A 23,876-nucleotide genomic window follows, 5' to 3' on the forward strand; every position below is an offset into this window, starting at 1 on the left:
GATGAGCCATCCCGCCGCCCCCGACCTTCGCCACCTGGTCAGCGAGACCCCGCGGATCATGGTGGTCGACGGCTCGAAGCTGGTGCGCAGGCTGATCGGGGACGTGCTGCGGCAGGAGGTACCGAACGTCGAGGTCGTCGCCTGCGCCGGGCTGGCCGAAGCGCGCGAAGCGCTGGCGGCGGCGCCGGTGGATCTCGTCACCACCTCGCTGGTACTGCCCGATGGCGATGGCCAGCAGCTCGCGCGTGCGGTACGCGAGACCGCGGGGCAGAAATACGTACCGGTGATCGTGGTCTCGGCCGAGGCGCAGGCGCACCTGGAACGCCGCCGCTTCACCGAGGACGTCACCGACTACTTCGACAAGGCCGAAGGTCACCAGGCACTGGCGACCTTCGTGCGCGGCTACGTGATGCCGCAGGCGATCCCCGGCGCGTGCGTGCTCTACGTCGAGGACAGCCGCACGGTCGCGCTGGCGACCCGGCGCATGCTGCAGTCGCACGGCATGGAAGTGATCCACCTGATCAGCGCCGAGGACGCCATCGAGTGGCTGCGCGAGCGCCGCGACAGCGCCGATGCGCCGGGCGCGGACCTGCTGCTGACCGACGTCTACCTGAAGGGCGAACTCAGCGGCCGCGACCTGCTGCAGGCCGTGCGCGGCGAGCTCGGCTACGGCAAGCGGCGGTTGCCGGTGCTGGTGATGACCGGTGACGACAACCGGGTCAACCAGATGGCGCTGCTTCGCGACGGCGCCAACGATCTGGTGCTCAAGCCGATCGAGGAACGGCTGCTGGTCACCAAGGCGCTGTTTCAGCTGCGGCTGGCCCGGCTGGGCGGGGCAGGGCCGCAGGGACGCGGGGCGCCGGCGCCCACCGCGGGCTGAGGCGGTGACACGCAACGCATCGGTGGACGACCTCCCGACGCAGGCCGCGGGGGCGCCCCACAGTGACGCGGATTCGCGGATCCGTCTGCACCCGTCCTGGAAAGCCCGCATCGGCGACTACCTGCTGCGCGAGGACATGCAGGCGCTGTCGGCGTTCCTGCGCGAACGCAGGGCGGCGGGCGCGGCAATCTACCCGCCCGGCCCGCGGATCTTCGCCGCCTTCGAGGCCACGCCCTTCGATGACGTCAAGGTGGTGGTCCTCGGCCAGGATCCCTACCACGGCCCCGGGCAGTCCCATGGGTTGGCGTTCTCGGTGCCGCCCGGGGTGCCGGTGCCGCCGTCGCTGCTCAACATGTTCAAGGAACTCGAGCGCGACCTCGGCCTGCCACGCCCCGACCATGGCTATCTGCTGCCCTGGGCGCAGCGTGGGGTGCTGCTGCTCAACGCGGTGCTGACGGTCGAGCATGGCAAGGCCGGCGCACACCAGGGACGCGGCTGGGAAGGCTTCACCGACCACGTGGTGGAAACCCTCAACCGCGAGCGCGACGGCCTGGTGTTCATGCTGTGGGGCAGCTACGCCCAGGCCAAGGGGCGGGTGATCGACCCGCGCAGGCACAAGGTGCTGCGCAGCACCCACCCCTCGCCGCTGTCGGCCCACCGCGGGTTCAACGGCTGCGGGCATTTCTCCGCCGCCAACGACTACCTGCGCCGCCGCGGGCTGGGCGCGATCGACTGGCGCCTGCCGCCGCGGGCCCAGCTGGATGCCGTCGTCCCCGGCTGACTGCCGCCTGCACGGTTGCGGGCGGGATTGCCCGCTGTGCACGTCCTGTTGAAGGTGGATCCGTTACCGTCCTGTACTTCCGGAACACCCTTTGTGGGCTCGATAACGCCGTTCCACCGGCGGAACAGAGGAACTTTTCCTGTACCCGGCAGTCCAATAGCCCGACTGCTAACATGAGGTCCATGAGCCAGACGATGACTGCCAACGCCTTGGTTGCCAACAATCTCCCCGTCCCCAGTGCGCTCGGTTCGCTGGACGCCTACGTCAATGCCGTGCACCAGATCCCGGTGCTGTCGGTCGAGGACGAGCAGGCGCTGGCACGCCGTTACCGCGAGAACGAGGATCTCGACGCCGCCCGCGAGCTGGTGCATTCGCACCTGCGTTTCGTGGTGCACGTGGCGCGTGGCTACAACGGCTACGGGCTGCCGCTGGGCGACCTGATCCAGGAAGGCAACATCGGCCTGATGAAGGCGGTGAAGCGTTTCGACCCCGCGGTCGGCGTGCGCCTGGTGTCGTTCGCGGTGCACTGGATCCGTGCCGAGATGCACGAGTACATCCTCAAGAACTGGCGCATCGTCAAGGTCGCCACCACCAAGGCGCAGCGCAAGCTGTTCTTCAACCTGCGCCGGAGCAAGAAGCGCCTGGGCTGGTTGAACGCGGCCGAAGTGAGCGCGGTTGCCAAGGACCTCAACGTCTCCGAGCGCGAGGTGCTGGAGATGGAGTCGCGGCTGTCCGGGCGCGATATCGGCTTCGATGCCAGCGCCGACGAGGATGACGAGCGCGCGCCGCCGGCACCGGCCGGGTATCTGATGGCGCACGACGCCGATCCCGCACAGGCCTACGAACGTGCCGACAGCGAGGACAACCAGCTGGCGCTGCTGCGCGAAGGCCTGGCCGGGCTGGATGCGCGTTCGCGCGACATCATCAAGCGCCGCTGGCTGGATCCGGACGCCAGGATCACCCTGCAGGAGCTGGCCGACGAGTACGGCGTGTCGGCCGAGCGGATCCGCCAGGTGGAAGCCAACGCGCTGAAGAAGATGAAGGCGTTGTTCGCGGCCTGACCCGCGCGGTGGCTGCCAGAAGGCCCGGAGCGATCCGGGCCTTTTTCGTTGGTGCCGGTCGCGCGGTTAAGGGGACGTGCCCCACTTGAACAGCACCAGGCTCAGTGCCAGCGCCGACATGCCCGCCACCAGCCCGTACACGGTCTCGTGGCCCTTGGCATAGCGCTTGGCGGCGGGGAGCAGTTCGTCGAGCGCGAGGAACACCATGATGCCGGCGATCACCCCGAACACGCCGCCGAACACCGCCTCCGACATCACCGGCGCCAGCAGCACGTAGCCCAGGATCGCGCCGATCGGCTCCGCCATGCCCGACAGCAGCGAGGCGAGGAACGCCAGCGACTTGTTGTTGGTGGCGTAGTACACCGGCACCGCGATGGCGATGCCCTCGGGGATGTTGTGGATCGCGATCGCCAGCGCCAGCGGCAGGCCGACGGCCGGATCGCCGACGGTGGCGAAGAAGGTGGCCAGGCCCTCCGGGAAGTTGTGCGCGGTGATCGCGATCGCGGTCAGCAGGCCGACGCGCTTGATGTATTCGCGGTTGTGTTCGCGGAAGAACGGGTCGTCGGCTTCCAGGCTCTCGTGCGGGTTGGGCACCAGGTGGTCGATCCCGACGATGAGCAGCAAGCCGGCCAGGAACGCGAGGATCGCGCAGGTGAAGCCGAGGTTGTCGCCATAGGCGAGCGAGAACGACTGGATCGACTTGTTCAGGATTTCCGACAGCGACACGAACACCATCGCGCCGCCCGCGAAGGCGAGCCCGAAGGCCAGCAGCCGTGCGTTCGGCGCCCTGGTCGTGAACACCAGCAGGCCGCCGATGCCGGTGGCGAGACCGGCGCCGGTGGTGACCGCGAGCGCGATCAGGATGTTGGACAGCTGGATGTCGAGCATGCGCTGCGCGTTCCCGTGTCAGCGGGCGCGGGAATGCGCACGACTGCGTTGCAATCGTAGTCAGCGGCCGGCTGCTTGGCGACAGGCGCAGCCAGCCTTGCGGCATGTCCGTGCCGGCGGATCCGGCTGACGCCGCCCCCTCGCCACGCAGCTTCGAGCCGGCGCCCGGGCGGCGCCACCACGGTGGGGCGGAGGTGGCGGGCGTCGCGGGGCGTTGTCGGCCAGCGTCGGGGGGTGCGCCCGGTGCATGACGCCCGGCCCACGGCACGTGATGCCCTCACCACCATCCGCGCACGCCCGCGACCACGTGGGTGTCGCGTGCCGGCTCCCCGGCCGTGCGCGCAAGGTCCGCGGTGCCGCCGAACAGGCGCTCGTGCGCGATGCCGACATAGGGCGCGAACCGCGGAGTGATCTCGTAGCGCAGGCGCAGCCCGGCCTCGATGCCGTTGAGGCCGCTGCCGGTGCCGTGGTCGGGCTCGTCCTCGAGCGAGGCGGTGGCCTCCAGCAGCGGCTGCAGGATCAGCCGGTCGCTGAAGCGCAGGTCGTACCCCGCCTCCAGCTTGAGCTGCAGCTGGCCGCCGCTGCCGACGTAGGCCATCGCGGTGACGTCGATCATCCCCGGTGCGGTGCCTTCGACGCCGAGCGCCGCCCAGCTGCGCGACCCGGGCCGGGTCTCGTGGCACACCCCGGCCAGCACATCCCACCATGGCGTCACGGCGCGGCCATACAGCAGTTCGAGCTCGGCGCTGTCGGTCCGCCCGCCGCTGCGGCTGCCCTCGCTCTTCAGCAACAGGCCGTGCACATCACCGCCGACCGACGCCTCGGCCTCCCACAGCTGGCCGGTGCCCGGATCGGCATCCCGGGCCTCCAGGCGATCGATCTCGAGCTGCCACGTCACCGGCGACGGGTGCTCCATCGAATGGTGGGCAAGGACGGGAAACGCGGCCGCGCGATCGGCATCGGTCGGCTCCGGCACGGGCGTGCGTGGCGCACGGGTGGACAGCGTGCAGTGGCCCATCGCCGCGTGTTCCGGAGTGCACGAGGGGCCCTGGTGGTGCGCGTCGTGGGCCGCCTGGTGCTGGCCATGGCCTGTCCCGGTGCTGCCGCCGTCATTCCGGTGCCCGTGGTCCTACCCGTGCTGCTGTGCATGGTCGCCGTGCTGTGCGTGCGCCGTCGCGCCGCAGCTGATGGCGGCCAGCGCGGCGATCGCGATTGCGTGGCGCCTGCTCATGCGGTCTCCTCGATGCGGACCTCGCGCATCATCCCGGCCTCCATGTGATAGAGAAGATGGCAGTGGAACGCCCATCGGCCGAGTGCGTCGGCACGTACGCGGAACGCGCGGCGCGTGCCGGGCGGCATGTCCACGGTGTGCTTGCGCACCATGAAGTCGCCGTCGGCGTCCTCGAGATCACTCCACACGCCGTGCATGGGGATGGGGTGGGTCATCATCGTGTCGTTGACCAGCACGATGCGCACCCGCTCGCCGTAGTTGAGCCGCAGCGGCTCGGCGCCCGCGAACGGGATGCCGTCGAATGACCAGGAGAACTTCTCCATGTGGCCGGTGAGGTGCAGCTCCACCTCGCGCCCGGGGTCGCGGCCGTCCTCGTCGCCGGCAATGCTGGCGAGGTCCGCATAGGCCAGCACGCGACGGCCGTTGTCGCGCAGGCCGATGCCGGGGTCGTCGAGGCGTGGCGTCGGCGACATCGTCTGCATGTCGACCAGCGGGTTGCCTGCCTCGCTGGCAGGATGCGCCTGCATGCCGCCGTGTCTGGCGTGCGCATGGGCGTCGCGGCCGGGGTGGGCGGAGGCCTTTGGCTCGTGCCCGGCATGCGCAGCGTGCCCGGCGACAGGCGCATGACCACTGCCATGTCCTGTCTGCGCAGGAGGCGCGCCGTGTGCCGCCGGGCCTGCGTGGGCATCGCCGTGCCCGGCATGCGTGCCGTGTGCGGCGTTGGCCGGCGCCGCCCCGTGCATGGCGTGGTCGCCATGGCCCATGTCGGCCATCGTCAGCCGGGGGCGCGGGTCGATCGGCGGCAGCGGCGCTTCCAGGCCGGGCCGCACGGCGAGCGTGCCGCGGGCGAAGCCGGTGCGGCCCATGTCCTGGGCGAAGATCGTGTAGGCATCCTGGCCGGACGGTTCGACGATGACGTCGAAGGTCTCCGCGGCGGCGATGCGGAACTCGTCCACCGTCACCGGATGCACCGGCAGGCCGTCGGCGGCCACCACGGTCATCTTCAGCCCCGGAATGCGCACGTCGAAATAGGTCATCGCGCCGGCGTTGATGAAGCGCAGCAGCACCTTCTCGCCGCTGCGGAACAGCCCGGTCCAGTTCGATGCCGGCGTCGCGCCGTTCATCAGGTAGGTGTAGGTGTTGGCGTCGACGTCGGAGAGGTCGGTCGGCGTCATCCGCATGCGCGCCCAGTCACGGCGGTCGGCGAGCGCGGCGGCCCAGCCATGGGTGCGCACATCGCGGACGAACTCGCCGACGGTGGGCTGGTGGCGGTTGTCGTAGGCGGAGTCGATCTTCAGGCGGCGGAACAGCCGGCCGGGATCGAGATCGGTCCAGTCCGACAGCAGCACCACGTGCTCGCGGTCCCAGCGGTAGGGCAGCGGCTCGGCCGGGTCGACGATGATCGCGCCGTACAGGCCGGCCTGTTCCTGGAACAGCGAATGGCTGTGGTACCAGTAGCTGCCGGACTGGCCGAGCGTGAAGCGGTAGAGCCAGCTCTCGCCAGGCGCGATGCCGTCGAAGCTCAGGCCGGGCACGCCGTCCATGTTGGCCGGCAGGATGATCCCGTGCCAGTGGATCGAGGTCATCGCGTCCCGCAGCCGGTTGGCCACCCGCAGCGTCACGGTGCCGCCCTGGCGCCAGCGCAGGATCGGCGCCGGCAGGCTGCCGTTGACGGTGATGGCCGGTCGCGTGCGGCCGGTGAAGTTGACGGGCGTGCTGCCGATCGACAGGTCGAAACTGTTGCCGGCAAGCACCTGCGGCCCGGTGCGTGCGTCGGCGGACGCGTGCGCGGGCAGACGCAGGCCGGCGGTGCCGAGCGCGAGACCGCCCAGCGCCAGTCCCTGCACGAAGCGACGGCGCGACAGCGGCGCCTGCCATGACGGCAGGCCGGAAGAATGGTGGTGCATCGAAGGCTCCGGGCACGCGGGCGTGCCGTGATGACATCGGGTCACGCCACGGTGCGGCTGCACAGGGCGCGCGGTGCGGTCGCAGGCGACCGTGATGTCATGCCCCGATGGGCGGTCGCAGCGGTGGCGGGCGCGGCGTGGATGCGAGCCCTGGGGCGACGCGTTTCACCGGCGCGGCCACGGTCCGGGTCGCCGGCGGCAGCGCTGGCAATGCGGAAAGCACCTGCACCGGCTGCAGGCTCAGGTCCATGCACAGTTTCATGCAGTCGGTGACGCCGGGTGCGCGCTCCGGCTCGGGCGCTGCGTGTGGGGTGTCCGCAAGGGCGGCAACCGGATGCCCGCAGTCATGCCCCTCGGCGGCTGGAGCAGTCATCACGTCGCTGGCAAGGGCCTCCAGCTGCACATGCACCGATGCCATGGCCGAGCCGATGCCGTTGAGCAGCAGCGTCGCGCACAGCAGCAGGCGGAACAGCAGGGCATGGATACACGGAGGGCCGACGGCGGCGGCAGGATACCGCAGTTGTCCGCCGCCGGCCCGCCCGCGACGGCTTCACCGCCATGGGCCTGGGGTCACGCAGATCAGAAGTCCCAGCGCGCCGACAGCGTGACCGGTACCGAGACGCGGCTGCCGGTGTTGTTGATGCTGGCGAGGCCGAGGCCGCCGATGGCGCTGTCGTCGTCCTTGAGGTCGCTGACATAGCGCACGCCGCTGGCCAGGGTCACGCTGAAGGTGTCGGAGACCGGCATGACCACGCCGAGGTCGAGTCCGCCGGTCGCCGACCAGCCCGTCTCGTAGAACGGCGCATCGGCGATGGTGATGCCGGCGTCGGGGATGTCGAAGGTGGCGCGGATGCCGTTGGTGCGGGTCGCACCGATGCGCGCACCCACGAACGGCCGCGCGAAGCCGACGGTGCCGAAGTAGTGGCGGTAGCCGACTTCCGCCGCGAGCGCCTCGTAGTCGCCGAACGTGCCGTACACCGGCAGCTCGGTGTCCAGCGCGGGGACGAACGCGCCGCCCACCTGCACGTAGCCTTCCTCGGTCATCGTCTTGCGAATGGACCCGAACACCTCGGCACTGTCGCTCAGGCCATAGCCCAGTTCGAGGCCGATCGTGGTGGCCTGGCCGTAGATGCGGTCATGGTCGCGGGCGCCGATGCGCAGTTCCGCCGCCACCCCGGCGAGCGCGGGATTGAGCGGGCCGAGGTCGGGCACCGGCGCGACGGCGCCATCGTGGACATCACCGCCGACCGGGACATCCACGCCACCGGTCAGTGACAGCGAGAAACGACCGGCTTCGGGGCCGGCGGCGTGGGCGGAGGTGGCGAGCAGGGCAGCGAACGGGACAAGCAGCAGGGAGGTGCGCATGGGGGCTCCGGGAAGCGACGGTTGCGGCGACGCCACGGTGGCGACGCGCCGACGCTAGGGCTGGAGCGGTTATCCGCCGATCCACGCGGGGCATGTACAAAATATGTACATCGGCGACGGCGGCCGGCCAACGCAGGGTGCGCAGGCGATTGAAGTTGTTGCGTCCGATCGGTCACGTGCGGATGCGGCGTTCCGCAGCCATCACGCGCCGACGAGCCCCTTGGCATGCTCGTACTCCACCCATTCGGGGTCGTCGTTGACACCCCAGCGGATGGCCTTGTTGTCGAGCGCCGCAAGCGTGGCGTCGAGCGTGGAGGATTGCGCCGCGTACGCGTACCACAGCACCCGGTCCGGGGTTTCGTGGACCAGCACCGTCAGGCAGGCGCGGTCCTTCTCCAGCGCGGTCTTCACCGTTTCCAGCAGCGCGGAAGGCTCACCGGCGATCTCCGCGCGCTCGACCCAGGCCAGCGCCACCACCGGGAAGTCGGCGCGACGTACGCCGGCCGGCAATTGGCGGACGTGCAGGGTGCCGGCGATACCGTCGTGCACGAGCGGCCGCGCCAGCCAGTTGTCGCCGATGGCGGCGAGGTCGAACCTGCGGATCTTTCTGCGTTTCAGGAAGCCGAACATGGGGTTGCCTGCGGTGAGCGCTGGGGGTGATTCTCCCCTTCGAGGGGCGCCGGTGTGTGATTCCGGGCGGCACGCCACGGCCATCCGGGCGCGGAGCTTTGCGCCGGAAGCCCTGAAGCTCTGGAGCACGGAGCACGGAGCACGGAGCCGGGAAGCCGGGAAGCTGGGAAGCCAAGCCAAGCCAAGCCAGAGCCGGAGCACGGGCCGGGTGGGGCGCGGGTGGCCCGCCGCGGCCACAGGGGGATGCCCAGCCGGATATCTCCGCGTCCTGCTACCACATCCGGCCGCCGGCCATCCATGGCCGGCTCTGGACATCCCCCTGCGTCCGCGGCGTGCCCCGAAACGTCGTCGCGTTTCCGGAAGAGATCAACGGCGAAGCGCGTCAGACCGACGTGCCGGGGGCTTCCGGCCTGCCGCCTTTACCGTCGCTGCCGCCATGGCGCCGTTGCCGGCGTTGAGGCCGTATCGCGCCTGCCGACCTCATGCCGGAACTGCCGAACGCACGACGCGGGTATGTCAGCAGGCAACGGCGGCACAACCGCTTTCGATGTTCGGAACCGGCGAATGCCCGGGCCCGTCGCGTGCATCGGGGTGTGCTCCCAGCCTGCCTGGCGCGCCGAGCCTGCAGCCCGGCGCGCCGAACTCCGGGTCCGTGCGCGGGGCGTGCCATCCGCCCCCGCCCTCACCCCGGAGCGGATGACGGCGGGCAGACGCATCCGACCGCCGCTTCAGCGCCCGTAGGCGCGCGGCAGCCCACCCTGCTCGCGCGGCGATTCCTGCTGCATGTAGCGATCACGCAGCTCCGTCTGCCGCGAGCGCATCGGGATGGCGCGGCCGTCGAACCAGGTCTGCTCGGCGGTGTGGATGACGTCGAGCGGATCGCCCGTCCACAGCACCAGGTCCGCGCGCTGGCCCACGGCGATCGTGCCCACGCCTTCCACGCCCAGGGTTTCCGCCGGCACCCGGGTCAGCCCCGCGAGCGCGGCGTCCCAGGGCATGCCGTTGGCCACCGCGTTGCCGGCCAGCTGGCGCAGCTTGCGTGCGTTATGGGCGGCGTCGCTGGCCTGCGCGAACGACACCTGCACGCCGGCGGCCTGCAGGCGCGCGGCGTTTTCCAGCGAGGCGTGCAGCTGGTCGAAGCCGGCCGGCAGGTTGTCGAGCGGATCGACGAACACCGGCACGTTGGCGGCGGCCAGTTCGCCGGCCACGCGCCAGGCCTCGCTGCCGCCGGCGATGGCGATGCGCAGGTTGTGGCGCTTGGACCAGCGCAGCAGCTGGCGGATGTCGGCGGCGCGGTCCACCGCCACCAGCACGCGGCCGTTGCCGTCGAGGTAGCGGGTGAGCGCGGTGCGGCCCGCCGGCGTCAGCAGCGACACATGCGAACCGGCGGGGATGCGCCCGCGCGCCTCGTCGATGATCTGGTCGAGCAGCATCCACTGCGCGGCGCGCGAGTTGCCGGTGAGTTCAGCGCCGCGCGCACCCAGCTGCAGGAACAGCACCCGCGGGCCGGCCGGGTCGATGCCGCCATCCAGGCGCATGGCGGCGCCCTGGCCGGCGAGGATCGAGCCGCCCGAGGTGGCACCGGCCGCCAGCAGGGTGAAGCCGATGCCCTCGGCGGTGGCCACCGGGCGCAGGATCGAATCCGGGTTGTAGGCCAGGGTCACGTCGAATTCGGGCCGCACCACCATGTCCTTGGCGCCGTCGCCCAGTGCGAGGCGGCCGTCGCTGGTGGTCTCCTCGCCCGACACCTCCTCGATGCCGAGGCCATTGATGCCGCCGAACAGCGCCGGCGTCAGCGGCCTGCCCGCGGCGTCGACCACGGTCGCCCCGCCGGCGGCGAGGCCGTTGCCGACCCCGGCGATGCGGCCAGCGCGCACCAGCACGTCGGTGTTGTGCAGGGTGCCCTGCGCGGTGGCGGTGTGCACGGTGGCGTTGCGGATCAGCAGGTCCTGCGCGGCGACGGGCAGTGCCAGTGCCGCGGACAGCGCCGCGGCGAGCAGGGCGGGAACGCGGCGGCTCATCGGGCACCTCCGGCGGACTGGCCAAGCATGAAGTCGGACACCGGCTGGCGGCTGCGGTCGTTGCGGTCGTACACGCGCGCGCCGTCGATATAGACGTGCTCGGCCAGCGCGTAGCTCGAGAACGGGTCGCGGTTCCACACCACCACGTCGGCCATCTTGCCGGGCTCCAGGGTGCCGGTTTCATCCAGGATGCCCATCGAACGGGCGGGGTTGGCCGTGACCCAGGTGATCGCGCGCTCGGGGGCGATCTCCATGCCGGCGCGGCGTGCGCTGGCCATCACCTTGGCGGCTTCCTGGTTGAGGCGCTGGATGCCCTCGCTGGAATCGGAATGCACGATCGCGCAGCCGTTGGCGGGACGGTCCACCAGCGCCACGTTCTCCTGGATGCCGTCGAGGGCCTCCATCTTGAAGCCCCACCAGTCGGCCCACAGCGCACCGCAGATGCCTTCGCGGGCGAGGTCATCGGCGAGCTTGTAGGCCTCGACGCCGTGGTGGAACGCGGCGATCTCGAAGCCGAATTCATTGGCCAGCTGCATCATGTTGGCCATCTCGTCGGCGCGGTAGCAGTGGATGTGGACGAGGATGTCGCCGTTGAGCGCGCCGGCCAGGGTGTCCAGGCGCAGGTCGCGCTTGCCGGCGCCATTGCCGTTGCCGTTCTCGCTGCCGCTGTTGCGGCCACGGCGGCGCGGCGCCTCTTCGGCCGGGGTGTTGCGGGTGCGGTATTCGGCCGCCTCGGTGAAGGCGGCGCGGAAGCCGGCCATGTTGCCCATGCGCGTGGCCGGGCCGCCCTTCTGGCCGTAGACGCGCTTGGGGTTCTCGCCGCAGGCCATCTTCAGCCCGTGCGGCGCACCCGGGAACTTCATGTCCTGCATGGTGGTGCCGGCGACGTTCTTGAGCGTCACCGCGCGGCCACCGAACAGGTTGGCCGAGCCGGGCAGGATCTGCAGCGAGGTCACGCCACCGGCCAGCGCGGCGGCAAAGCCCGGATCCTGCGGCCACACCGAATGCTCGGCCCACACCGCGGCGGTGTTGGGGTTGGTCATCTCGTTGCCGTCCGAGTGCGCACGCACGCCGGGGCTGGGGTAGACGCCCAGGTGCGAGTGCACGTCGACCAGGCCGGGCGTGACCCACTTGCCGGTGCCGTCGACCACGGTCGCGCCCTCGGGGGCCTGCAGGCCCGGGCCGACCGCCTCGATACGGTCGCCCACCAGCAGCACATCGGCGCCGTCGAGGCGCTCGCCGGTGCCGGTCAGCACGGTGGCGCCGCGGATCAGCACCGGCGCGCTGGCGATCGGCGCATAGGTGCTGGGGTAGGGATCGTGGGCGAAGCGCGCGGCACCCTGCGGCGCCTCGTTGGCGAAGGCGGGCGCGGACGCGACCGCGAGCACCGCGGCCAGCGCCGCGGACAGTGGTTTGAGCATCGGTGGTTCCCCGGGACGTCGAACCGTCAACGCTATCCCCTGCCGCGGGGGCTGCCAACCTGACGTTGGTCATGGACGGGCACCGCGGGGAAGTCCAAGCGCCCGGCCGCGCGCCCGCGCCGCAACCTAGAATGGGGCGCAGAAAAGGAGATGGCATGAAAGACAAGTCCCAGATCGTCGACAACTGGCTGCCGCGCTACACCGGCGTGCCACTGGACGGCTTCGGCGAGCACATCCTGCTCACCAACTTCGGCGGCTACCTGGCCCATTTCGCGCGCCTGACCGGTGCCGAGATCGTCGGCGCCGACCGCCCGATGCCCAGCGCCACCGCCGACGGCATCACCATGATCAACTTCGGCATGGGCAGCCCCAACGCCGCGACGATGATGGACCTGCTGTCGGCGATCGCACCCAAGGCGGTGCTGTTTCTGGGCAAGTGCGGCGGGCTCAAGCGCAAGAACCAGCTGGGCGACCTGATCCTGCCGATCGCGGCGATCCGCGGCGACGGCACCAGCAACGACTACCTGCCGCCGGAAGTGCCGGCGCTGCCTGCGTTCGCGCTGCAGCGTGCGGTCTCCACCACCATCCGCGATCTCGGCCACGACTACTGGACCGGCACCGTGTTCACCACCAACCGCCGGGTGTGGGAACACGACGACGAGTTCAAGGCCTACCTGCGGCGGCTGCGCTGCATGGCCATCGACATGGAGACCGCGACCATCTTCGCCGCCGGCTTCGCCAACCGCATCCCGTGCGGTGCGTTGCTGCTGGTGTCCGACCAGCCGATGGTGCCGGAAGGGGTGAAGACCGAGGCCAGCGATGCCAAGGTCAGCGCCGAGTACGTGGAGAACCACATCCAGGTCGGCATCGAGGCGCTGCGGCTGATCCGCCGCCATGGCAAGTCGGTGCGGCACCTGCGGTTCGACGAATAGCGCATCACGGAGCCTGCCGATGAATCACAACACCCTGACCCTTGCCGCTGCGCTCGCGGCATTCTCGCTTTCCGCCTGTGCGGAAGAACCCGCCCGGCCCGCGGCGATGATCGCAGCACCCGTCGCAGAGGCCCCATCCGCTGCGCCGCCAGCTGAGGATCGGGGCAGCCTCGGGGTCGACACCGCTGCCGCGTCGTTCGCGTGGCCGGCGATGACCGTGCACAAGAGCCCGTCCTGCGGCTGCTGCGTGGTGTGGATCGAACACATGCGCCGTGCGGGCGTGCCGGTGGAGGTGGTCGACACCGATGACATGGGGCCGATCAAGCAACAGCTGGGCGTGCCGTACGGGAAGGGTTCGTGCCATACCGCGCGCATCGATGGCTATCTCATCGAGGGCCATGTGCCGGTCGCCGACATCCGCAGGCTGTTGCAGGAACGTCCGCAGGCGCGCGGGCTGGTGCTACCCGGCATGCCCGCCGGATCGCCCGGGATGGAGATGCCCGACGGCCGCCGCCAGGCATTCACCGTGGAGCTCGTGGCCAGCGACGGCACCACGAGCGATTGGGCGCATCACCCGGCGCGTGACGGAAGCACGCGATGACCCCCCCTCACGAGGTGGTGGCGTTCTGGTGGGAGGCGGGCGCGGGAAAGTGGTTCAACGGCGGCGAGGCATTCGATCGCGAATGCCTGCGTTTCCTCGACGCACACCACGCCGCGGCGCGTCGCGAGCATGCGCACTGGCAGGACACGGCAGAGGGCCTGGCGGCGCTGCTGATCCTGCTCGACCAGATCCCGCGCAACATCTTCCGCGGCAGCGGGCATGCGTTCGCCACCGACGGGCTGGCGCTGCACTACGCGCGCTGTGCGGTCGCACGTGGCATGGACCTGCAGGTGGACGCCGACCTGCGTGCGTTCGTGTACCTGCCGTTCGAGCATTCGGAAGTCCTGGCCGACCAGCACGAGGCGGTGCGGCTGTTCCGCACCCTCGGCAACGCCGAGTACGACCGCTATGCGCTGGCGCACCTGGACGTCATCGAACGCTTCGGCCGCTTCCCGCATCGCAACGCCGCACTGGGGCGGGTGAACCCGGCCGACGAGCAGGCCTGGCTGGATGCAGGCGGCGGGTTCTGAGGAATTGCGGAGGCTGTTCTCCGGGTTCCGGAGTCCGGGTTCGGGATCGCGGATTCGAGCGACGGCAACTGCTGGACTGGTCGTGCGTCAGTGCGCGTGGGGAGCTTCGTTATGGTCCGCGCTGCCCGTCGCGCGCCCAGGGGGGTGTGCTCCCCCGGCCGGAGTCCGCGTCCAGCTCCCACGGCCGGCCGCCGGCCATCCATGGCCGGCTGGGAGCACACCCCCCGGTGCACGCGACGGGCTCAGGCAAATCGTGGGCTTCGGCACGGAGATCCACAGCGGCTGCGGCGGCAGCCACGAAGCCCTGACCGCTTTCGTCGCTGACCTTCGTTCCGACGCGGCGGCAGGTTGGGGCCCGCCGCGGACGCAGGGGGATGTCCAGAGCCGGCCATGGATGGCCGGCGGCCGGATGTGGGAGCAGGACGCGGAGATATCCGGCTGGGCATCCCCCTGTGGCCGTGGCGGGCCGCCGGGCATTCCCTTCACGGAGAAGATCCACGCGCGGCGCGATCAGCCGCCGCCGGGGGTGAAGCCGATCGTGCGCCGCGTGGTGATCGGTGCATCCATCGGCTCGAAGCGCCAGCGGCGCACCGCGGTCAGTGCTTCGCGGTCGAACACCCGCGGCGGGTCGGCGCGCACGACGCGTGCATTGGAGACCGAGCCGTCGGCGGCCACGGTGAACTCCACCAGCACCTCGCCGGACTGCCCGCCACGCAGCGCCTCGGGCGGATAACGCGGGGCCGGCGTGCTGATCGCGCGCAGGTCGGCCGCCGACGGCGCCACGAATGCCGGTGCCGCGGACGCCGCCCGCTGCTGCGCGGCGCGTTCCTCGCTGGCGCGCTGCTCGGCCGCACGGCGTTCGGCGGCCTGGCGCTCGGCCGCTTCGCGGGCCGCCGCATCGCGCTCGGCCTGCTGTTCGGCTTCGCGGCTGGCTTCCTGCTGTGCCGCCAGTTCACGCGCGGCCTGTGCCTGCTGTTCCTGCTGCTGCTTCGCGCGCTCGGCCTCGAGCTGCTTGCGACGCTCGGCTTCCCGCTCCGAGCTCAGCGCCTGCTGGGCGATGCGCTGCTCGCTCGCGGCCTGTGCATTGTCGATGCTGGTGCCGAGCCGGCCGACCGCCGGGTGGCTGCCGTCGGTGCGCTGGATCAGGGCCTGCAGCCGGCGCGCCTCCTCGAAGTCCTCGCGGTCGCGCGCCTGCTCGGTGGCGATCACCGCCATCGGCAACAGGTCGATCAACGCGCTCGAGGCGCCGGCGTCGCCGGGCTCGCGCTCGCGCAGCGCGAGGTAGTACTCGATCGCGTTGTCGCCGGCCGGCGCGTACAGGCGGCTCTCCTGATACGCCCTGGACGCCGCCGCGCGCAGTTCGTCGACGCTGAGCGTGGCCACCGCGTCCGATGCCGGCGCGTCCTGGCTGACTGCGGCGGCCGGCTCGCCCGGCGCGGTCCCCACCGCGTCGTCGGCGGGTGCCGGATCCCCCGAACACGCGGCCAGTGCACAGACCAATGCCATGGCGATCAGGCGCCGGTTCCACATGGTGTTCCCCTTCGGTGTCGCCAACATCTGGTGTTCCCCCCTGGTAGTGCGTCACGCACCGTCGCGTAGGACGCGATAGCCGCGACGATTTGTCAACCGTCGATGTCGCGGAAGCCGCGCGCCCGGCCCTTCCCCGGCCGGCTGGTCCGCTGGATGCCGCGTTACTTGCCGATGCAGAACGTCGAGAAGATATGCCCGAGGAGATCGTCGGGCGTCACCCGCCCGGTGATCTCGCCCAGGGCGTCGTGGGCCACGCGCAGGTCCTCCGCCGCCAGCTCCAGCCGCTCGGCGTCGAGCTCCGCGGCCGCCTGCGCCAGGTCCGCCTGCACCCGCAGCAGCGCATCGACATGCCGCGCGCGCGCCGTGAAGGCATCCTCGCCCGTTGCGCCATCCGCCTCCAGCAGCGTGGCCAGGTGGCTTTCCAGCGCCGCCAGGCCGTCACCGGTGCGCGCGGAGATCCGCAGGCCCTCGACCGCGGCCGTGCTGTCCGGGCCGACAAGGTCGGTCTTGTTGAGCAGCACCACTTGGCGCGGCACGCCTGCCACTGACGCGGCGACCGCGGCCAGTCCGCCGGCGGGATCACGCGCATCGACCACCACCAGCGCGAGGTCGGCACGCTGCAGCTCGTCATGGGCGCGACGCATGCCCTCGCGTTCGATGGCATCGCCGCCCTCGCGCAGGCCGGCCGTGTCGACCAGGGTGAGTTCGATGCCGCCCACGCGTACGGTTTCGCGCAACAGGTCGCGGGTGGTACCGGCGATATCTGTGACGATCGCGCGCGCGCTGCCGGCCAGCGCGTTCAGCAGCGAACTCTTGCCCGCATTGGGCGGACCGACGATCACCGCATGCCAGCCTTCGCGCAGTTTCCGGCCGCGCCGCGCGGCGGCGAGCAGCGCCTGGAGGGTGTCACGTGCGGCGGCAAGGTCGCGCCGCAACCCGGCACCGCCGAGGGTGTCGATGGGTTCGTCGGCGAAGTCGATCGCCGCTTCCACCTGCACGCGCAGTGCCAGCAGCGCGTCGGCCAGCGCGTCGACCCGCTGCGAGAACACGCCGTCGAGCGAGCGCCGCGCGGCGCGGGCCGCGCGCACGTCCGCGGCGGCGATGAGGTCGGCGACCGCCTCGGCCTGGGCGAGGTCCAGCCGGCCATGGAGGTAGGCGCGCTCGGAAAATTCGCCGGCACGCGCGGGCCGCGCCCCGAGCTCCAGTGCGCGCCCGACCAGCGCCTGCAGCACCGGCCGGCTGCCATGCGCCTGCAGTTCCACCACGTCCTCGCCGGTGTAGCTGGCCGGCGCGCGGAACCACAGCGCCAGGCCGTCGTCGATCACGCGGCCGTCGGCGGCATGGAAGCGCACGTGGTGGGCGTGCCGCGGGCGCAGCCTGCGGCTACAGATCGCCTCGGCGATGTTTCGCACCTGCGGGCCGGACAGACGCACCACGCCGATGCCACCTGCACCCGGTGCGGTGGCGATAGCGACGATCGTGGAGGGACTGGACGTCATCGGCACAGGCTTCGCGCGCGTGTTGCACCTGCCAACGCACTGAACCCGCCATCAGGCGGGTTCAGTGGTCGATCAGGCCTTGGCCGGCTTGCCACCGGAGGGCTTGTCGTCGGCGTACTTGCGGATCAGCAGCCACTGCTGCAGCAGCCCGAGCGCGCCATTGGTCACCCAGTACAGCACCAGGCCGGCCGGGAAGAAGATCATGATCACGCCGAACACCAGTGGCATGAAGGTCATGATCCGCTGCTGCATCGGATCCATGCCGGTCATCGGCGACAGGCGCTGGGTGGCCCACATCACCGCCATGTTGAGCACCGGCAGGATGAAGTACGGATCGCGCGCGGTGAGGTCCTGGATCCACAGCATCCATGGCGCATGGCGCAGTTCCACCGACTCCAGCAGCACCCAGTACAGGGCGAAGAAGATCGGCATCTGCAGCAGGATCGGCAGGCAGCCGCCGATCGGATTGATCTTCTCCTTCTTGTACAGCTCCATCATCGCCATCTGCAGCTTCTGGCGGTCGTCGCCATAGCGCTCCTTGAGCTGCTGCATGCGCGGCTGGAACTTGCGCATCTTGGCCATCGACTTGTACTGCGCCTGCGACAGCGGGAACAGCGCAAGCTTCACCAGCACCACCAGGCCGACGATCGCCCAGCCCCAGTTGTTGAACAGGCCGTGCAGCAGGTCGAGCAGGCGGAACAGCCACTCGCCGAGCACCGCCATGACCGTGAAGCGCGAATAGTCGACGGCGCGATCGAGCCCGCGCACGTCCTCGGCGCGGATCAGGCCCACCAGCTTCGGCCCCACCCACAGCCGCGCACTGGTGGTGACCGCCTGGCCCGGGCCGACGGCAACGCCGGGGCCGAGTTCACGGATGAGATGCGGGCTGCGCGCGCCGGTGCCATCGACGTGCAGCGAGACGGTGGTCTCGTCCTGGCCGTCGGGAATCCATGCGCTGAAGAAATGATGCTGCAGCAGCGCGATCCAGCTGCCGGTGCCGCGCTGGTTGACGGTGCCGTCGTCGATGAAGTCGGCGAACTTGCGACGGCCGAAGCCATCCTGCGCGGTATGCCAGACGCCGCCGTTGAGGCTGAAGGACTCCGGATCCGGATTCATCCAGTTGCCGGCGGTGACCGGCGGCACCTTGGCCAGCTGGCGGTAGATGAAGCCCTGCCACGGCTGCGCGCCGCGGTTGATCACCTCGTCGCGTACTTCGATGGCATAGGTGCCGCGGCGCACGGTGTAGGTACGGCGCACGGTGACGCCGTCGGGCCCGGTCCACACGAACGGCACGCTGACGCTCTCGCCGTCGGCGTCGAGCACGTAGTCGTTGCGCCCGCCTTCGGGAACGAACTCGGCCTCATGGGTGGGCGCGGTGCTGGTGCTGCTGACCCAGCCGACCTGGGCGGCGTAGAAGCGCGAGGGATCCGGGTCGAGCAGGGTGACCGGCGGGCTGCCGGCCTCGCGGGTCTGCGGGTACTGCAGCAGCTCCGCCGACACCACGTTGCCGCGCTCCAGGGTCAGGCGCAGGACATCGCTGGTGATGGTGACGGGGGCCACCGTGCCGGCCGTGGCGGGTGCAGCGGCGCCGACCACCCCGGGTGCAGCGGGCGCCGACGGGGTCGCCACGCTGGGCGCCTGCGGGATCGAGCCGGGAGCGGCACCGGGAACGGCGGCGGTGGTCTGGCCGGCCGGCGTGGCGCCCGCCACGGGCGCGACCTGTTCCCGGTTCCATGCCATCCACAAAAGCGTCGCCACCATCAGCCAGGCGAGGATCAGGAAGGTACGGGTCTGGTTCATCAGGCAGGCACGCTCACGGGCCGGTGGAAGCCGGCGCGTCCGGAGGAAGGGGAGACGGATCGTCGGCGGGCATTGTGCCGGCCGGGGTGGCGACGGGCAACGCGCCGGCACGCTGCAGCAGGCGCAGGAAACCGTCGCGCAGTGCGCTGTTGTCGGCCTGGCGGGCAGACGGTCGCGCCACCAGCACGTAGGCGCCCGGGGCGAGTTCGCCCTGCAGGCGGCGGAACTGGTCGCGGATCACCCGCTTGATGCGGTTGCGACCCACCGCGGTCGGATCCACCTTGCGCGAGACCGCCAGCCCGAGACGCACCGGGCCGTCATCGGCGAGCCGGTGCAGGGCCATCATCGGGGAGGCCGTTCGCCGCCCGTGCTGGAAGACGCGGTCGAATTCCGCGCGCGCACGAACGCGCGCCTGCTTGGGGAAGCGGGCGGCTGTCATCGGAACGACTGCGGCGCGACCGGCACCTCGAGGGTGCGCGGCCGCGGCCGGCATCAGGCGCTGAGGCGCTTGCGGCCCTTGGCGCGGCGACGGGCGAGGATCTTGCGGCCGTCGGCGGTCGCCATGCGGGCACGGAAACCGTGGTCGCGCTTGCGCTTGAGGTTGCTGGGCTGGTAGGTGCGCTTGGTGGCCATGGGGTTGCTCGTGCATGTGGTCGCGAATGCTCGCGACGGAAAGAACCGGCGATTCTAGCGGGCGCCCCGGTCGCACGTCAACGCAACAGGGCGCGCGGACCGTCGGCGCGGATGCTTCCGGGGGGGCGCGGTGGTAGTCTGCCGGCCCACTCCCGCGCATCGTGCGCGCTGCCCATCCTGCGGCGGCGCGCAGGTCGCCTGCTGAAAAAAGTTCAACACCCGATGGATGTCTGGCCCCGCTGTCTCGAACGCCTCGAAGCCGAATTCCCGCTCGAGGACGTGCACACCTGGCTCAAGCCCCTGCAGGCCGCGCGGCGCGACGACATGACGGTGCTGTACGCACCCAACGCCTTCGTCCGCGACGAGGTGCGCTCGCGCTACCTGGCGCGCATCCGCGAACTGCTCGCGCATTTCGCCGGCAACGGCGAGGTCTCGCTGGAGATCGGCTCGCTGCCGCGCGCGGCGCCGGAGACGATGGCCGACACGCCCATCAGCGTGGTGCCGCCGCAGGCGCCCAGCGAACCGTTCGCCGGCAACCTCGACAGTCATTACACCTTCGAGAACTTCGTCGAGGGCCGCAGCAACCAGCTGGGCCGTGCCGCCGCACTGCAGGCCGCGCAGAAACCCGGCGACCGCGCGCACAACCCGCTGCTGCTCTACGGCAGCACCGGCCTGGGCAAGACCCACCTGATGTTCGCCGCCGGCAATGCCATGCGTGCGGCGAATCCGTCGATGCGGGTGCTGTACCTGCGCTCCGAGCAGTTCTTCAGCGCGATGATGAAGGCGCTGCAGGAAAAGGCGATGGAGGGCTTCAAGCGCCAGTTCCAGCGCGTGGACGCGCTGCTGATCGACGACATCCAGTTCTTCGCCGGCAAGGACCGCACCCAGGAGGAGTTCTTCCACACCTTCAACGCGCTGTTCGACAGCCGCCAGCAGATCATCATGACCTGCGACCGCTTCCCGCGTGAGGTCGAAGGGCTGGAACCGCGGTTGAAGTCGCGGCTGGCGTGGGGCCTGTCGGTGGCGATCGACCCACCGGACTTCGAGACCCGCGCGCAGATCGTGCTGTCCAAGGCGCGCGAGCGTGGCGCGCAGATCCCGGAGGACGTCGCGTTCCTGATCGCCAAGAAGATGCGCTCCAACGTGCGCGACCTCGAGGGCGCCCTGAACACGCTGGCGGCGCGTGCCAACTTCACCGGTCGCGCGATCACCCAGGAGTTTGCCCAGGAGACCCTGCGCGACCTGCTGCGCGCGCAGATGCACAGCGTCGGCATCCCCAACATCCAGAAGACCGTGGCAGACTACTACGGCCTGCAGATCAAGGACTTGCTGTCGAAACGGCGTACCCGTTCGCTGGCCCGCCCCCGCCAGATGGCGATGGCACTTGCGAAGGAACTCACCGAACACAGCCTGCCCGAGATCGGCGACGCCTTCGCGGGGCGCGACCATACCACCGTGCTGCATGCCTGCCGTCAGATCCGCACCCTGATGGAGACCGACGGCAAGCTGCGCGAGGACTGGGACAAGCTGCTGCGCAAGCTCAGCGAGTAGCGCGAAGAAGCCGGTGCACGGAACCGGTACAACATGTGGATAAGTCGACCGCCAATCCGGGGTGCCAGAGTTGTCCACAGGTTGTCTCCAATCCGCAGCGACTTGTCCACCCGTTTCACAGTTCCAATTTCTCCAAAGGATTCAACGGGTTGAAGCACTAGCCCACCGTTTCCGGCGACACCATCACCACCGCTTTTGATATTTATCCAATCCTTGATACATGGGCATGGGGGTTAGCGCAGGCATGCGATTCAGTCTTCAACGAGAGGTATTCCTGCGACCGCTGGCCCAGGTGGTCAATGTCGTCGAGCGCCGGCAGACCCTGCCCGTGCTGGCCAACCTGCTGGTGCAGGTGCAGGACGGGCGGGTGTCGCTGACCGGTACCGACCTCGAGGTCGAGATGGTTGCGCGCTCCGCGGTCGACGACGCGGTCGACGGCGAGACCACGATCCCGGCACGCAAGCTGTTCGAGATCGTCCGTGCCCTGCCCGACGGCAGCAAGGTCACGGTCTCGCAGACCGGCGACAAGATCACCGTGCAGGCCGGGCGCAGCCGCTTCACCCTGGCGAGCCTGCCGGCCAACGACTTCCCGTCGATCGATGACGTGGAGACCACCGAGCGGGTGCAGGTGCCCGAGGCCACGCTGAAGGAGCTGATCGAACGCACCGCGTTCGCGATGGCCCAGCAGGACGTGCGCTACTACCTCAACGGGCTGCTGTTCGACCTTGGTGAAAGCCGGCTGCGTTGCGTAGCGACCGACGGCCACCGCCTGGCGCTGTGCGAGGCCGAGCTGGAGGCACCGGTGGTGACGCGGCGGCAGATCATCGTGCCGCGCAAGGGCGTGCAGGAGCTGCAGCGCCTGCTCGAGGGCGGGGACCGCTCGCTGGAACTGGAGATGGACCGCAGCCACCTGCGGGTCAAGCGTGACGATGTCACGTTCACCTCGAAGCTGATCGATGGCAAGTTCCCGGATTACGCCGCGGTGATCCCGATCGGTGCCGACCGTGAAGTGCGGGTGGATCGCGAGGTGCTGCGCGCGGCGCTGCAGCGTGCGGCGATCCTGTCCAACGAGAAGTACCGCGGTGTCCGCGTCGAGGTCTCGCCTGGCCAGCTCAGGATCAGCGCGCACAACCCCGAGCAGGAAGAGGCGCAGGAAGAGATCGAGGCACAGACCAGCGTCGACGACCTCGCGATCGGGTTCAACGTCAACTACCTGATGGACGCGCTCAGCGCCCTGCGCGACGAGGAGGTCATCCTGCAGCTGCGCGATGCCAATTCCTCGGCACTGGTGCGAGAGGCGGGCAGCGAGAAGTCGCGGCATGTGGTGATGCCGTTGCGGCTCTGACCTGACCCCATGTTCCACGTGAAACAGTACCCGGCTCCGGCCGGGTACTTCGTTTCGGGCGTTCGCAGGGAAAGTCCGCCTCCCCGCGACGCCCTACACTGCTCTGGCTTTCGCCTTCCGGTACCACCGATCCGTGCGCATCACCCGCCTGCATATCCGCGATTTCCGCCGCCTTCACGACGTCGACGTCAGGCCGGGGCCGGGGGTGAACCTGCTGATCGGCCCGAACGGTGCCGGGAAGACCAGTGTTCTCGAGGCCATCCACCTGATGGCCTACGGCCGCAGTTTCCGTGGCCGTGTACGCGACGGCCTGATCCGCACCGGTGCCGCCGCGGTGGAAGTATTCGTCGAGTGGGATGACGCCGGGCGCGAGCGGCGCGCCGGCCTGCGCCATGGCGGCGACCGCTGGGAAGGGCGTCTGGACGGCGCATCCGTGGACCAGCTGGGCGACCTGTGCGCCGCGCTGGCGGTGGTCAGTTTCGAGCCCGGCAGCCACGCGCTGGTGGCCGGAGGCGGAGAGCCGCGGCGGCGTTTTCTGGATTGGGGCCTGTTCCACGTGGAACATGAGTTTCTGCCCGCCTGGCGCCGCTATGCCCGTGCACTGCGCCAGCGCAACGCCCTGCTCAAGGCGCAGCGCGGTGATGCCGAGCTCGACGGCTGGGAGCACGAGATGGCCGTCGCCGGCGAGACGATGACGCGGCTCCGTGCCGGATACGTCGACACATTGCAGGCGGCGCTGGCCGACGTGGTGCCGGTGATCGCGCCGTCGCTGGGCGCGGCGGGAATGGAGTTCGTCGCGGGCTGGAAGCGCGCGGACCTGAGCCTGCGCGATGCACTGCTGATCTCGCGCGAGCGCGATCGCCTCTCGGGTCATACCACCGTGGGCCCTCACCGCGCCGACTGGCGGGTGCATGTGGCCGCAACCCCGCAGGGCGAGGCGCTCTCGCGGGGGCAGGCCAAGCTGGTGGCGCTCGCCTGCCTGCTGGCGCAGGCACAGGATCTCGCCGGTCGGCAGGGCCAATGGCCGATCGTGGTGCTGGACGACCTCGCCTCCGAACTCGATGCCCACCATCGCGAGCGTGCGCTGGGGCTTCTGGCCGCCACCCGTGCCCAGGTCTTCGTCAGTGGGACCGATCTGCAGCCGCTGGCCAGTGCGGCCGCGGCCGGGGCGACAGTGTTTCACGTGGAACAGGGCAGCCTGATCCCCGACGGGCCGGCCGGCCCAGGCGCATCCGGGGCGGCCGTACCCCCCAAAATGCTATGATTCGTC

At 70.4% G+C, this 23,876-nt stretch carries 22 protein-coding genes; 9 read left to right on the top strand and 13 right to left on the bottom strand.

Translation table 11 applies throughout. The features are described from left to right. Position 1 precedes the first annotated feature (1 nt). The 3 genes from LDO11_RS10640 to rpoH all read left to right on the top strand — a co-directional run bounded on the left by LDO11_RS10640 (position 2) and on the right by rpoH (position 2,722). Positions 2-880: a response regulator gene (locus tag LDO11_RS10640; protein WP_232141520.1), complete on the top strand. Its 879-nt coding sequence runs from the start codon at positions 2-4 to the stop codon at positions 878-880. 22 nt (positions 881-902) lie between these two features. Next, positions 903-1,661: a uracil-DNA glycosylase gene (gene ung, locus LDO11_RS10645; protein ID WP_129137363.1), complete on the top strand. Its 759-nt coding sequence runs from the start codon at positions 903-905 to the stop codon at positions 1,659-1,661. Between the two features lie 182 nt (positions 1,662-1,843). Continuing rightward, positions 1,844-2,722 carry an RNA polymerase sigma factor RpoH gene (gene rpoH / locus LDO11_RS10650; protein ID WP_232141521.1) on the top strand — a complete coding sequence of 293 codons (879 nt, stop codon included), beginning with the start codon at positions 1,844-1,846 and terminating at the stop codon, positions 2,720-2,722. A 66-nt stretch (positions 2,723-2,788) separates the two neighbouring features. On the opposite strand, the gene zupT is transcribed toward rpoH, so the two are convergent. The 8 genes from zupT to LDO11_RS10690 form a co-directional block, all read right to left on the bottom strand. After that, positions 2,789-3,610: a zinc transporter ZupT gene (zupT, locus tag LDO11_RS10655; RefSeq protein WP_129136935.1), complete on the bottom strand. Its 822-nt coding sequence runs from the start codon at positions 3,608-3,610 to the stop codon at positions 2,789-2,791. Between the two features lie 277 nt (positions 3,611-3,887). Further along, positions 3,888-4,628 carry a copper resistance protein B gene (locus tag LDO11_RS10660; protein ID WP_232141522.1) on the bottom strand — a complete coding sequence of 247 codons (741 nt, stop codon included), beginning with the start codon at positions 4,626-4,628 and terminating at the stop codon, positions 3,888-3,890. Positions 4,629-4,837: 209 nt separating this feature from the next. Then, the gene (locus tag LDO11_RS10665; RefSeq protein ID WP_232141523.1) at positions 4,838-6,748 is read right to left on the bottom strand and encodes a copper resistance system multicopper oxidase; all 1,911 of its coding nucleotides are present in this window, start codon (positions 6,746-6,748) and stop codon (positions 4,838-4,840) included. A 97-nt stretch (positions 6,749-6,845) separates the two neighbouring features. Further along, entirely contained in the window at positions 6,846-7,268 is a 423-nt protein-coding gene (locus tag LDO11_RS10670; protein ID WP_343226124.1) for a CopL family metal-binding regulatory protein, read from the bottom strand. Between the two features lie 59 nt (positions 7,269-7,327). Continuing rightward, complete coding sequence (locus tag LDO11_RS10675) at positions 7,328-8,113, bottom strand: hypothetical protein (RefSeq protein ID WP_232141525.1); 786 nt, start codon at positions 8,111-8,113, stop codon at positions 7,328-7,330. A 201-nt stretch (positions 8,114-8,314) separates the two neighbouring features. Then, the gene (locus LDO11_RS10680) at positions 8,315-8,743 is read right to left on the bottom strand and encodes a hypothetical protein (RefSeq protein WP_232141526.1); all 429 of its coding nucleotides are present in this window, start codon (positions 8,741-8,743) and stop codon (positions 8,315-8,317) included. Between the two features lie 728 nt (positions 8,744-9,471). Beyond that, positions 9,472-10,764, bottom strand: a complete 1,293-nt coding sequence (locus LDO11_RS10685; RefSeq protein WP_232141527.1) for an amidohydrolase family protein — start codon at positions 10,762-10,764, stop codon at positions 9,472-9,474. Then, positions 10,761-12,185 (bottom strand): amidohydrolase, encoded by a 1,425-nt coding sequence (locus tag LDO11_RS10690; protein WP_232141528.1) that lies wholly within the window; start codon positions 12,183-12,185, stop codon positions 10,761-10,763. Before LDO11_RS10690 ends, LDO11_RS10685 begins: the two co-directional genes overlap by 4 nt. A 155-nt stretch (positions 12,186-12,340) precedes the next feature. On the opposite strand from LDO11_RS10690, the gene LDO11_RS10695 reads away from it, so the two are divergent. The 3 genes from LDO11_RS10695 to LDO11_RS10705 are packed head-to-tail and all read left to right on the top strand — an operon-like array spanning position 12,341 to position 14,248. Continuing rightward, positions 12,341-13,117, top strand: a complete 777-nt coding sequence (locus LDO11_RS10695; protein ID WP_232141529.1) for an AMP nucleosidase — start codon at positions 12,341-12,343, stop codon at positions 13,115-13,117. Positions 13,118-13,136: 19 nt separating this feature from the next. After that, entirely contained in the window at positions 13,137-13,718 is a 582-nt protein-coding gene (locus LDO11_RS10700) for a DUF411 domain-containing protein (RefSeq protein ID WP_232141530.1), read from the top strand. Further along, positions 13,715-14,248 (top strand): DUF924 family protein, encoded by a 534-nt coding sequence (locus tag LDO11_RS10705; protein WP_232141531.1) that lies wholly within the window; start codon positions 13,715-13,717, stop codon positions 14,246-14,248. The genes LDO11_RS10700 and LDO11_RS10705 overlap by 4 nt, the downstream gene beginning before the upstream one ends. Positions 14,249-14,758: 510 nt before the next feature. Here LDO11_RS10705 and LDO11_RS10710 read toward each other — a convergent pair. The 5 genes from LDO11_RS10710 to rpmH form a co-directional block, all read right to left on the bottom strand. Further along, on the bottom strand, positions 14,759-15,778 hold the full coding sequence (locus LDO11_RS10710) for an energy transducer TonB (RefSeq protein ID WP_232141532.1): 1,020 nt from the start codon (positions 15,776-15,778) through the stop codon (positions 14,759-14,761). 161 nt (positions 15,779-15,939) lie between these two features. Further along, positions 15,940-17,277 carry a tRNA uridine-5-carboxymethylaminomethyl(34) synthesis GTPase MnmE gene (gene mnmE / locus LDO11_RS10715; RefSeq protein ID WP_232141533.1) on the bottom strand — a complete coding sequence of 446 codons (1,338 nt, stop codon included), beginning with the start codon at positions 17,275-17,277 and terminating at the stop codon, positions 15,940-15,942. Between the two features lie 72 nt (positions 17,278-17,349). Beyond that, positions 17,350-19,077 carry a membrane protein insertase YidC gene (gene yidC / locus LDO11_RS10720; protein ID WP_232141534.1) on the bottom strand — a complete coding sequence of 576 codons (1,728 nt, stop codon included), beginning with the start codon at positions 19,075-19,077 and terminating at the stop codon, positions 17,350-17,352. Positions 19,078-19,090: 13 nt separating this feature from the next. Further along, positions 19,091-19,516 (bottom strand): ribonuclease P protein component, encoded by a 426-nt coding sequence (rnpA, locus tag LDO11_RS10725; protein WP_232141535.1) that lies wholly within the window; start codon positions 19,514-19,516, stop codon positions 19,091-19,093. 53 nt (positions 19,517-19,569) lie between these two features. Next, on the bottom strand, positions 19,570-19,710 hold the full coding sequence (rpmH, locus tag LDO11_RS10730; protein WP_027070414.1) for a 50S ribosomal protein L34: 141 nt from the start codon (positions 19,708-19,710) through the stop codon (positions 19,570-19,572). 222 nt (positions 19,711-19,932) lie between these two features. Here rpmH and dnaA point away from each other — a divergent pair, with 222 nt between their 5' ends. The 3 genes from dnaA to recF all read left to right on the top strand — a co-directional run bounded on the left by dnaA (position 19,933) and on the right by recF (position 23,870). Next, a complete protein-coding gene (gene dnaA, locus LDO11_RS10735; protein ID WP_129134598.1) occupies positions 19,933-21,261 on the top strand; it encodes a chromosomal replication initiator protein DnaA in 1,329 nt (442 codons plus the stop codon). A gap of 244 nt (positions 21,262-21,505) precedes the next feature. After that, on the top strand, positions 21,506-22,606 hold the full coding sequence (dnaN, locus tag LDO11_RS10740; RefSeq protein ID WP_129134599.1) for a DNA polymerase III subunit beta: 1,101 nt from the start codon (positions 21,506-21,508) through the stop codon (positions 22,604-22,606). Between the two features lie 133 nt (positions 22,607-22,739). Further along, complete coding sequence (recF, locus tag LDO11_RS10745; RefSeq protein ID WP_129134600.1) at positions 22,740-23,870, top strand: DNA replication/repair protein RecF; 1,131 nt, start codon at positions 22,740-22,742, stop codon at positions 23,868-23,870. Positions 23,871-23,876: the final 6 nt, after the last annotated feature.

Source organism: Alterluteimonas muca (genome assembly GCF_021191595.1).
Lineage (GTDB): Bacteria > Pseudomonadota > Gammaproteobacteria > Xanthomonadales > Xanthomonadaceae > Luteimonas > Luteimonas muca.